This window comes from Streptomyces sp. CNQ085 (genome assembly GCF_022614595.1).
Taxonomy (GTDB): domain Bacteria; phylum Actinomycetota; class Actinomycetes; order Streptomycetales; family Streptomycetaceae; genus Streptomyces.
Genome location: NZ_JAJFAU010000055.1, coordinates 17,342 through 27,373 on the forward strand (window position 1 = coordinate 17,342; position 10,032 = coordinate 27,373).

The window sequence follows — 10,032 nt, forward strand, 5'->3', positions numbered from 1 at the left end:
CTACCGTTCGGCGCGCGTATCCGGCGTTCGCCGCACACCGCGATCAGCGTCTTCACCGCGAGTGTGACGCACCTTACGTTCCCCGCATTCCTTTTCCGCTCCCGTACGTCGTGTCGTATCGCGTCGTGCCGATGAAGGAGGCGGCAGTGTCCGCAGACCGTCCACAACAAACCCTGGACCCCGCCGAGGACGCGGAGGACCGCATGGTGGCCATGCACGGCGATCCGCGTTTCGACCAGCTCAGGCGGAACCTGATGAGGTTCGTGCTCCCGGTGAGCATCGGCTTCCTCGCCTGGTACCTGCTGTACGTGCTGATGTCCGCCTACGCCCGTGACGTGATGTCCACGGTCCTGTTCGGCGATGTCAACGTGGCCCTGGTGTTCGGGGTCCTCCAGTTCGCCAGCACCTTCGGCATCGCGATCATGTACGCGCGCTACGCCGGCCGGAAGGTCGACCCGCTCGCGGACGACCTGAGGGCCGAGCTGACCGGCGCGTCCGCCGGCCGGACGGGAGGACGGGCATGACGACCGCCGCTTCCCACGCGCTCCTGGCTGCCGAAGAGGTCAGCTCCAGCAGCCGCACCCTGACCATCCTGGTGTTCATCGTCATGATCGCCGTGACGCTCGGTGTCACGGTGTGGGCGGGCCGCCAGACCAGGTCCGCGGCCGACTTCCACTCCGGCGGGCGCGAGTTCACCGGTATGCAGAACGGCTTCGCCATCGGCAGCGACTACATGTCAGCCGCCTCCTTCCTGGGCATCGCGGGCATGATCTCGCTGTTCGGCTACGACGGCTTCCTGTACTCCATCGGCTTCCTCGTCGCCTGGCTGGTGGCCCTGCTGCTGGTCGCCGAGCTGCTGCGCAACTCCGGCCGGTTCACCATGGCCGACGTGCTGTCGTACCGGATGCGGCAGCGCCCGGTGCGCACCGCCGCGGCCGTGTCCACCATCACCGTGTCGGTCTTCTACCTGCTGGCCCAGATGGTCGGCGCCGGCGCGGTCGTCGCCCTCCTGCTGGGCATCCGGCCGGGCGAGACGTACCTGGGCATGGACGCCGACACCGCCAAGATCGTGGGCATCGTCGTCGTCGGCATCCTGATGACCCTGTACGTGACCTTCGGCGGCATGAAGGGCACCACCTGGGTGCAGATCATCAAGGCCGGCATGCTGATGGGCGGCACCATCATCCTGGCCGCCCTGGTGATGGCCATCTACGGCTTCGACTTCGGCGAGCTGATGAGCGACGCCGCGAACGCCAGCGGCGCCGGGCAGTCCTTCCTGGAACCGGGGCTGCGGTACGGCGTCGAGGTGCCCGGTGACGCCCTGCGGACGATGTGGAACAAGCTCGACCTGATCAGCCTGGGCCTGGCCCTGGTGCTGGGCACCGCGGGTCTGCCGCACATCCTGATCCGCTTCTACACCGTCCCGGACTCCAGGGCCGCCCGCAGGTCCGTCAACTGGGGCATCGGCCTGATCGGCTCGTTCTACCTGATGACCCTGATCCTGGGCTTCGGCGCCGCGGCCCTGGTGGGCAAGGAGGCCATCACCGCTCAGGACGCGGCGGGCAACACCGCCGCGCCACAGCTGGCCCGGGAGGTGGGTGAGCACTTCGGCGGCGAGTTCCTCGGCTCGGTGATGCTGGCGGTCATCGCGGCCGTCGCCTTCGCGGCGATCCTGTCCACGGTGGCCGGCCTGGTCATCGCCTCCTCCTCGTCCCTGGCGCACGACTTCTACAACAGCGTGGTGCGCAAGGGCCGGGCCTCCGAGCACGAGGAGATCAAGGTCGCCCGGCTGTCGGCCTTCGGCATCGGCGCCGCGTCGATCGTCCTGGCGATCTTCGCCCAGAGCCTCAACGTGGCCTTCCTGGTCGGCCTTGCCTTCGCCATCGCCGCCTCGGCCAACCTGCCGACCCTGCTGCTGAGCCTGTTCTGGAAGCGGTTCAACACCCGGGGCGCCGTCGCCGGCATCTACGGCGGTCTGATCAGTGCGGTCGGTCTGGTGATCTTCTCGCCGGTGTTCTCCGGTGCCGAGAAGGCGCTGATCCCGGGCGTCGACATCGCCTGGTTCCCGCTGACCAACCCGGGTCTGGTATCCATCCCGCTGGGTCTGCTGTGCGCGATCGTCGGCACGCTGTCCTCGGGCGAGAGCGACCCGCGGCGCTTCGCCGAACTCCAGGTGCGGGCCCTGACCGGGGCCGGCGCCGAGGGCGCGGCCAAGCACTGACCGCACCGACCGGGCCCGCCCGCCTCCCGGGGGCGGGGGGCTTCTCCGCCGGCGTGACCCCCCGCACACGGCGCCGGCCCCGTCATCGGCCCCATGGGAGCCCTTCGAAGCGGGTTCGAAGGGCTCCCCACCGTTATTTGCCGCGTTATACGGTCGCAGCGTGGCCAGAAGATCGTGGATCGGCGTCCGCCTCGGGCGGGCGGGCCGGGCAGGCCCGGCCGGGTCCGGCCTGTCCGGGACCATGGGCGCGCTGCGGAAGGTGCGGCTGATCGGCGCGGACCTCCAGGACGGTCTGCACGGCAGCCGGGCCCTGGCCGCGGCCCGCCGCATCCGGCGGCTGGTGGGCGCCGAGGCCGTCGTGCTCGCCGACCTCGACGGGCCCGTAGCCCGGCACGGCGCACTGCCGCGGGGCACCGACCTGGACGCGGTGCTCGCCCAGGTGTACGAACACGGCACCGTCTTCCGCGAGCCCCCGCTGTGCGCCGCCCCGCTGCTGGTGGCGGACGAGCTGACCGGCTGCCTGGTCGTCAGCGGTTCCGCGGACGAGCGGGCGCTGGGCGAGGACGAGGTGGCCGAGGTGGCGGAGCTGGTGTCGCAGGCGCTGGACCACACCGAACTGCGCAGCGCCCGGGCCCGGATCGCGGCAGCGGACCTGCGCACCATGCGGGCCCAGATCTCCCCGCACTTCGTCCACAACTCCCTGGCCGTCATCGCCGCGCACATCCGCACCGATCCCGGCCGCGCCCGCCGCCTGCTCACCGATTTCGCCGACTACCTGCGCTACAGCTTCTCCACGGCCGGCGACTACGTGACGGTCGCCGACGAGTTACAGGCCACCCAGACGTACCTGGAGCTGCAGCGCGCCCGGTTCGACGACCGGATGGAGATCACCGTCCGGATGGCGCCGGAGGTTCTTCCCGTCGCCCTCCCCTTCCTCGTCGTCCAGCCCATAGTGGAAAATGCCGTGCGCCACGGTCTGGAGGAGAAGGCCGGGCCCGGACACATCGGCGTCTCGGGGTTCGGCGAGGGCCCGCTGTGCGTCATCGAGATCGAGGACGACGGCGTGGGCATGGAGCCGGAACTCGCTCGGGCGATCCTCGCCGGGGTCGGTCCTCCGGCGAGGAACGTCGGCCTGGCCAACGTGGACCGGCGGCTCCGTACCGTGTACGGCCCGGAGTACGGCCTGGTCATCGAGACCGCGCCCGGCAACGGCACCAAGGTGACGATCAGGGTGCCGCGATTCATGCGAGGAGTGGTTACGCAATGAGCGGCGCACCGCGGGCACTTCAGGTCCTCGTCGTCGAGGACGAGGCGTCCACCCGCGAGGAGCTCGCCGATCTCCTGGCGGACACACCCGAGGTCGGCGAGGTGTACGCCGCCGAGAGCGGCACCCGGGCGGTACAGCTGCTGGGCGCGACCGCCTTCGACGCCGTCTTCCTGGACATCTCGATGCCCGGCCTGGACGGCATGGACGTCGCCCGGGTCATCAGCCAGCTCTCGGCGCCGCCCTCCATCGTCTTCGTCACCGCCTCGGAGTCCCACGCCATCGAGGCCTTCGGCATCGGGGCGGTGGACTACCTGCTCAAGCCCGTCCGGCCCGAGCGGCTGGCCGAGTCGGTGGCCCGGGCCGGCGCCACGCGGCGGGCCGCGTCCTCGGGCGGGCAGGGCGCGGAGGAGCCGCGCGACGAGCTGGCGGTGGTGCAGATCGACCACGGCCGCCGGACGGTGTTCGTGCGGCGCGACGACGTCCAGTTCGTGGAGGCCCACGGCGACTACATACGGCTGCACACCGAGCAGGGCACGCATCTGATCCGGCTGTCGCTGTCGTCCCTGGAGGAGATCTGGGCTCCGGCGGGCTTCGTGCGGGTGCACCGCGGCTATCTGGTGGCCGTCGGCTGGGTCCACGACCTGCGGGTCACCAGCTCGTCGGGGCTGGTGGCCCGCACTCCGGCCGGTGACGTGCCGGTCAGCCGCCGCCATGCCCGGGGTCTGAAGGAGCAGCTGCTGGAGGCCGCGCGCAGTGGCCGGCTGGGCAGGGCGGCCCGGTGAAGAGCCCGGTCAAGGGCGGCCAGCTCGGTGGTCCGCGCCGGGTGAAGGTCACCAGTCCGCAGACCCGTATCGCCCTGGCCCGCGGGCATCGCCGCCATCCGCAGCTGCTGCCGCTGCCCGCACCGGCCGACGCCGAGGCCGCCCGCGCCGTGTTCGCCGGGCAGCGCCGCACCGCGCTGCGGACGGTGGTCCTGCTGGGGGTGGTGCTGTTCGGTTCCAGTGGGACGATCGCCGCGCTGCCGGTGCTGGACCGGCTCTCCGTGGCGGGTGTTCCGGTGTCCTGGCTGGTGCTGGTGGCGGCCACCTACCCGGTGCTGCTGCTGGCCCTGTGCCATGTACGCCGCGCCGAGCGTGCGGAGAACTCCGCGGGCACGGGCGCCGGGAGCGGCCCGTGACCGCCGTGACCACGATCGGCCTGATCCTGGTCGCCAGCCTGGCCATCGGCCTGTACGGCGTCCACGCGGCCCGCACCAGCCCGGACTTCCTCGTGGCCTCCCGCCGTGTCGCCCCCGGCTGGAACGCCATGGCGATCGCCGGGGAGTACGTGTCGGCCGCCTCGGTGCTCGGTCTGGCCGGGCTGATGCTGAAGGACGGCGTCGGGGCGATGTGGTACGCCGTCGGCTTCACCGCCGGGTACGTCGCGGTGGTGGCGCTGGTGGCCGGACCGATGCGGCGATCGGGGGCGTTCACGGTGCCCGACTTCGCCGAGTACCGGCTGGGCTCGCCCGCGATCCGCAAGCTGTGCGGGGTGATCGTACTGGTGATCATGTGGCTCTATCTGGTGCCGCAGTTCAAGGGCGCCGGGGTGGTCCTGAGCCTGGTCAGCGGTACCCCTTACTGGGTGGGCGTGGTGCTGGCCGGACTGGTGGTGAGCGCGTCGATCGCGGTGGGCGGCATGCGGTCGGCCACCTACGTCCAGGCGTTCCACTACCTGGTCAAGCTGGCCTTCATCGCGGTGCCGGCGATCTACCTGATCGTGCACGTCGGCGCGGAGACGCGCACCGAGGCGCTGCGGCCGGCCCGGGAGGCGGGCCCGGCCGCCGAGGAGTGGACCCGTCCGCTGATCGACATCCAGGGGGCGGGGATGCCGCTGCTGTCCACCTGGTCGGTGCTGCTGGCCACCACGCTGGGCGCCATCGGGCTGCCCCATGTGATCATGCGCTTCCACACCAGTCCCACGGCCCGGGCCGCCCGCCGGGTGGCCGTGCTGGTGATCGGCCTGCTGGGCCTGTTCTACCTGTTCCCGGCCGTTTACGGACTGCTGGGGCGGGTGCTGACCCCTCACCTGGTGCACAGCAACGCCACCGACACCGTCTCCGTCGTCCTGCCTGGGGCGGCCGTGCCGGGGACGCTGGGGAGCGTACTGACGGCGCTGGTGGCCACGGGCGCGTTCGCCGCCTTCCTGTCCACCTCCTCCGGGCTGCTGCTGGCCCTGGCCGGCGGGCTCTCCCACGACCTGTTCGGCGGTGGGGTGGCCAGGCTGCGCCTGGCGGTGGCGGCGGGGGCCCTGGTGGCGGTGCTGCTGTCGCTGCCCGCCGCGCACCTGGACATCAACGTGGTGGTCGGCTGGGCGTTCGCGGTGGCGGCCTCCACGTTCTGCCCGCTGCTGGTGCTGGGCATCTGGTGGACGCGGCTGACGGTCGCGGGCGCGGCGGCCGGGCTGGCCACCGGGGTGGTCACGGCGACGGGGGCCGCGGTGCTGTCCGCCCTCACGCAGCCGTCGTCGGCCTGGCTGACCGTGCTGCTGGCCCAGCCCGCCGCCTGGACCGTTCCGCTGGCGTTCCTCACGATGATCGCGGTCTCGCTGCGCGGCGTCCCGGCCGACTGGTCCGAGCGTGCCGTGCTGCGGCTGCACGCTCCCTGACGGGCGCGCCCGGGAGCACGGGCGGGCCCGGGGGCGCGCGGTCGTCCACCGCACACCCCCGGGCCCGTGGTCTCGGCCCCGCTCAGCCGCGGCGCCGTACGCCCTCGGCCAGCTCGCCCGCGAGTTCGCGGACCGCGGCCAGACCGGCATCCGGGTCGCCCTCGTGGTCCAGCAGCCGCTTGACGAAGGCCGAGCCGACGATGACACCGTCCGCGAAGGCGGCCACCTCCGCGGCCTGCCGCGCGTTCGAGACGCCCAGTCCGACGCAGACCGGCAGGTCGGTGGTGGCGCGGGTGCGGCGCACCAGTTCCTCCGCCTCCTGTCCCACCGACTCGCGGGTGCCGGTGACGCCCATCAGGGAGGCGGCGTAGACGAAGCCGCTGCCGGCCTCGGTGATCCTCGCCAGCCGCTCGTCGCGACTGCTGGGGGCGACCACGAAGACGGTCGCAAGGCCCTGCTGCTCGGCGGCCTTGCGCCACACCTCGGACTCCTCGACCGGCAGGTCGGGCAGGATGCAGCCTGCGCCGCCCGCCTCGGCCAGCTCGGCGGCGAACCGCTCGGCGCCGTAGCGGTCGACGGGGTTCCAGTACGTCATGCACAGCACCGGCGCGCCGGTGGCGGCGTGCGTCTCGCGCACGGTGCGCAGCACGTCCGCGATGCGCACACCGCCGCGCAGGGCGATGTCGTCGGCGGTCTGGATGACCGGCCCGTCCAGCACCGGATCGCTGTGCGGCAGCCCGACCTCGACGATGTCGCAGCCGCCCTCCAGCAGGGCGGTGCAGGCGGCGACGCCGCCGTCCACGGTGGGGAAGCCCGCGGGCAGATAGCCCACCAGCGCGGCCCGTCCCTCCTCCTTCGCCCCGGCCAGGACGCGTCCCAGCAGTTCCGCACGGCCCGCCATCACTCGGCCCCCTTCACGGTGTCCGCACCGTCGTACAGCCCGAAGTAGCGGGCGGCGGTGTCCATGTCCTTGTCGCCGCGGCCGGAGAGGTTCACCAGCAGCAGCGCCTCCGGGCCCAGCTCGCGGCCGACCTCCAGCGCGCCGGCCAGCGCGTGCGCGCTCTCGATGGCCGGGATGATGCCCTCGGTCTCCGACAGCAGGCGCAGCGCCCGCATCGCCTCGTCGTCGGTGACCGGGCGGTACTCGCCGCGCCCGGTGTCCTTGAGGTAGGAGTGCTCGGGGCCGATGCCGGGGTAGTCCAGCCCGGCGGAGATGGAGTACGGCTCGGTGATCTGGCCCTCGTCGTCCTGCAGGACGTAGGAGCGCGAGCCGTGCAGGATGCCCGGCTCGCCGGCCGTCAGGGTGGCCGCGTGCTCGCCGGAGTCCACGCCGTGCCCGGCGGCCTCCAGACCGATCAGGCGCACGGAGGCGTCGGGGATGAAGGCGTGGAACAGGCCGATGGCGTTGGAGCCGCCGCCGACGCAGGCCAGCGCGGCGTCCGGCAGCCGCCCGGTGCGCTGGAGGATCTGTCGCCGGGCCTCGACGCCGATGACTCGGTGGAAGTCGCGCACCAGCGCCGGGAAGGGGTGGGGGCCGGCGACGGTGCCGAAGAGGTAGTGGGTGCGGTCGACGTTGGCGACCCAGTCGCGGAACGCCTCGTTGATGGCGTCCTTCAGGGTGCGGCTGCCGGAGGCGACGGGGACGACCTCGGCGCCCAGCATCCTCATCCGGGCGACGTTGAGCGCCTGGCGCTGAGTGTCGATCTCGCCCATGTAAATGGTGCACTCCAGGCCGAACAGGGCGCAGGCGGTCGCGGTGGCGACCCCGTGCTGGCCCGCGCCGGTCTCGGCGATGACGCGGGGCTTGCCCATGCGCCGGGTCAGCAGCGCCTGCCCCAGCACGTTGTTGATCTTGTGCGAGCCGGTGTGGTTGAGGTCCTCGCGCTTGAGGAAGACCCGGGCGCCGCCGGCGTGCTCGGCGAACCGCCGCACCTCGGTCAGCGCACTGGGCCGGCCGGTGTAGTTGACGAGCAGGTCCTCGAGTTCGGCGGTGAAGGCGGGATCGGCCTTGGCCTTCTCGTACTCGGCGGCCACCTCGTCCACGGCGGCGACGAGCGCCTCCGGGATGAACTTGCCGCCGAAGGCGCCGAAGTAGCCCTCGGCTGTCGGCACCCGGCCCTCGGGGTCGGGAACGAAGAAGTCGGTGGACATCCGACATGCTCCTTGTCGGGGCGCGTGCCCCAGGAAGGGGTGGTGGTCACGGGAGACGGTGGAACGCACCGGCCCGGAGGGCGGGTGCGGTGTGCGGCCGGGGCGGGCGCGTGGCCGGCGGCGGGGCGCCGTTCAGCCCCCGGCCCGCTCAGGCCATCGTCTGCCGTTGACCTGCCCCGGCTCGCAGCCGATGTGGTAGCGCACACGCCGCCCCAGCACCCGGCGGGCGGGCGCGCGGCAGCCGCGGGGGCGGCAGCCGGGGGCGAGGCGGGCGGACAGGGCCATCGCGGTCGTTCCCCCGCCTCAGTTCCCGTGCCGCAGGGCGGGGTGGGCTCCGGCGGCGACCAGGTCGGCGACGGCCGCCCTCGGGTCCTTGCCGGTGACCAGGGACTCGCCGACGAGCACCGCGTCGGCGCCCTCGTTGGCGTAGGCGATCAGGTCGTGCGGGCCGCGCACGCCCGACTCGGCGATCCTCACGACGCTCTCGGGGATCTCGGGGGCGAGGCGGGCGAAGGTGCCGCGGTCGACCTCCAGGGTCTTGAGGTTGCGCGCGTTCACACCGATGATCTTGGCCCCGGCGTCCACCGCCCGCTCGACCTCCTCCTCGTCGTGCACCTCGACCAGCGGAGTCAGCCCGATGGACTCGGCTCGCTCCACCAGCGACACCAGCGCGTCCTGGTCGAGGGCGGCGACGATCAGCAGGACGAGGTCGGCGCCGTGGGCCCGAGCCTCCCACAGCTGGTAGGAGGTGACGATGAAGTCCTTGCGCAACACGGGGACCTCCACCCGCCCGCGCACCGCCTCCAGATCGGCCAGCGAGCCTCCGAAGCGCCGCTGCTCGGTCAGCACCGAGATGACCGCGGCGCCGCCCGCCTCGTAGTCGGCGGCGAGGCCGGCCGGGTCGGCGATGGCGGCCAGCGCCCCCTTGGAGGGGCTGGAGCGCTTGACCTCGCAGATGACCTTGACGCCCTCGCCCTTGAGGGCCTCGACACCGTCGAGCGGGCGCGGGGCACGGGCCGCACGCTCCTTGAGCTCGTCGAGGCCGACACGCGCCTGCCGCTCGGCGAGGTCGGCGCGGACCCCCTCGATGATCTCGTCGAGCACACTCACGCGAGCGGCCCCCTTCCTGGCTGGCTCGGACCCCTGCGGCGTGCGCGGGGCTTGTCCGGATACGCGGTCACGCACTGCGATGGTATCCGGCCCGGGACACGGAACCCGCATCCGGCCGGCCCGTTCCCATATACCGGGCGGTATCGCCGCCCCCCTTGCCGGAGCGGCCGGGCACGGAAGAAGCGCGGTGCCGCCTCGCCGGCACCGCGCCGGGGTGAGCCGCCCGGGGCGGCCCCGTCAGGCTCCCGCCCGCTCCTTGGACTGATCCAGACGGCGGCCGTGCGACTCCTCCGGCTGGCCCATACCCATCGAGCGCATGACCAGGCCGGCGACGCCGCCGAGGAGGGTGATGGCCACACCGACCCAGAACCCCACCGGTTCGGCCATCACGATGAAGGCCGAGGCGACGCAGAAGCCGATGAACGCGATGGTGGCGCCGGTCCAGGCGGCAGGGGTGTGTCCGTGGTTGTTGCCCGCCATTGAGTGCTCCTCGTAGGTCCGATCTGGGCTCGCTCACCAGCCATTGTGTCAGGACCGGTTCGCGCCGCTCCCGGTGGTGGGGTCCTCCCCGCGGTCCAGGGCCTTCCACAGTTCCTCGGGGCGGTCCGGGTCGGGTGCCGCGCGGCGGCCCGCGGGC

The 10,032-nt window shown here is 72.7% G+C and carries 11 protein-coding genes and 1 pseudogene; 6 read left to right on the forward strand and 6 right to left on the reverse strand.

Annotated features, from left to right (window positions below):
- Positions 1-146 precede the first annotated feature (146 nt).
- The 6 genes from LJ221_RS12005 (at position 147) to LJ221_RS12030 (ending at position 6,134) form a co-directional block, all read left to right on the forward strand.
- Positions 147-524, forward strand: a complete 378-nt coding sequence (locus tag LJ221_RS12005) for a DUF485 domain-containing protein (protein ID WP_241716172.1) — start codon at positions 147-149, stop codon at positions 522-524.
- Complete coding sequence (locus LJ221_RS12010) at positions 521-2,221, forward strand: cation acetate symporter (protein WP_241716174.1); 1,701 nt, start codon at positions 521-523, stop codon at positions 2,219-2,221. Before LJ221_RS12005 ends, LJ221_RS12010 begins: the two co-directional genes overlap by 4 nt.
- Before the next feature lie 160 nt (positions 2,222-2,381).
- A complete protein-coding gene (locus tag LJ221_RS12015; RefSeq protein ID WP_241716176.1) occupies positions 2,382-3,488 on the forward strand; it encodes a sensor histidine kinase in 1,107 nt (368 codons plus the stop codon).
- Complete coding sequence (locus LJ221_RS12020; RefSeq protein ID WP_241716178.1) at positions 3,485-4,270, forward strand: LytTR family DNA-binding domain-containing protein; 786 nt, start codon at positions 3,485-3,487, stop codon at positions 4,268-4,270. The genes LJ221_RS12015 and LJ221_RS12020 overlap by 4 nt, the downstream gene beginning before the upstream one ends.
- Positions 4,267-4,665, forward strand: a complete 399-nt coding sequence (locus LJ221_RS12025) for a hypothetical protein (protein WP_241716180.1) — start codon at positions 4,267-4,269, stop codon at positions 4,663-4,665. The genes LJ221_RS12020 and LJ221_RS12025 overlap by 4 nt, the downstream gene beginning before the upstream one ends.
- On the forward strand, positions 4,662-6,134 hold the full coding sequence (locus tag LJ221_RS12030) for a cation acetate symporter (RefSeq protein WP_241716182.1): 1,473 nt from the start codon (positions 4,662-4,664) through the stop codon (positions 6,132-6,134). Before LJ221_RS12025 ends, LJ221_RS12030 begins: the two co-directional genes overlap by 4 nt.
- A gap of 82 nt (positions 6,135-6,216) precedes the next feature.
- Here the strand turns inward: LJ221_RS12030 and trpA are convergent, their stop codons facing one another.
- The 6 genes and pseudogenes from trpA to LJ221_RS12060 form a co-directional block, all read right to left on the reverse strand.
- Positions 6,217-7,035 (reverse strand): tryptophan synthase subunit alpha, encoded by an 819-nt coding sequence (trpA, locus tag LJ221_RS12035; protein ID WP_241716184.1) that lies wholly within the window; start codon positions 7,033-7,035, stop codon positions 6,217-6,219.
- Entirely contained in the window at positions 7,035-8,285 is a 1,251-nt protein-coding gene (trpB, locus tag LJ221_RS12040; protein WP_241716186.1) for a tryptophan synthase subunit beta, read from the reverse strand. The genes trpA and trpB overlap by 1 nt, the downstream gene beginning before the upstream one ends.
- A 132-nt stretch (positions 8,286-8,417) precedes the next feature.
- Entirely contained in the window at positions 8,418-8,570 is a 153-nt protein-coding gene (gene trpM / locus LJ221_RS12045) for a tryptophan biosynthesis modulator TrpM (RefSeq protein WP_241716187.1), read from the reverse strand.
- Positions 8,571-8,588: 18 nt separating this feature from the next.
- Entirely contained in the window at positions 8,589-9,395 is an 807-nt protein-coding gene (trpC, locus tag LJ221_RS12050; protein WP_241716189.1) for an indole-3-glycerol phosphate synthase TrpC, read from the reverse strand.
- Positions 9,396-9,632: 237 nt separating this feature from the next.
- Positions 9,633-9,875: an HGxxPAAW family protein gene (locus LJ221_RS12055; protein ID WP_241716191.1), complete on the reverse strand. Its 243-nt coding sequence runs from the start codon at positions 9,873-9,875 to the stop codon at positions 9,633-9,635.
- A gap of 48 nt (positions 9,876-9,923) precedes the next feature.
- A pseudogene (locus LJ221_RS12060) lies at positions 9,924-10,032 on the reverse strand (Trp biosynthesis-associated membrane protein); the annotation flags it as partial.

Excerpts from the sequence above, each read along its gene's own strand:
- LJ221_RS12010 (WP_241716174.1), top strand. The coding sequence starts at position 521 with ATGACGACCGCCGCTTCCCACGCGCTCCTGGCTGCCGAAGAGGTCAGC.
- LJ221_RS12020 (WP_241716178.1), top strand. The coding sequence starts at position 3,485 with ATGAGCGGCGCACCGCGGGCACTTCAGGTCCTCGTCGTCGAGGACGAG.
- trpA (WP_241716184.1), bottom strand. The coding sequence starts at position 7,035 with ATGGCGGGCCGTGCGGAACTGCTGGGACGCGTCCTGGCCGGGGCGAAG.
- trpB (WP_241716186.1), bottom strand. The coding sequence starts at position 8,285 with ATGTCCACCGACTTCTTCGTTCCCGACCCCGAGGGCCGGGTGCCGACA.
- trpM (WP_241716187.1), bottom strand. The coding sequence starts at position 8,570 with ATGGCCCTGTCCGCCCGCCTCGCCCCCGGCTGCCGCCCCCGCGGCTGC.
- LJ221_RS12055 (WP_241716191.1), bottom strand. The coding sequence starts at position 9,875 with ATGGCGGGCAACAACCACGGACACACCCCTGCCGCCTGGACCGGCGCC.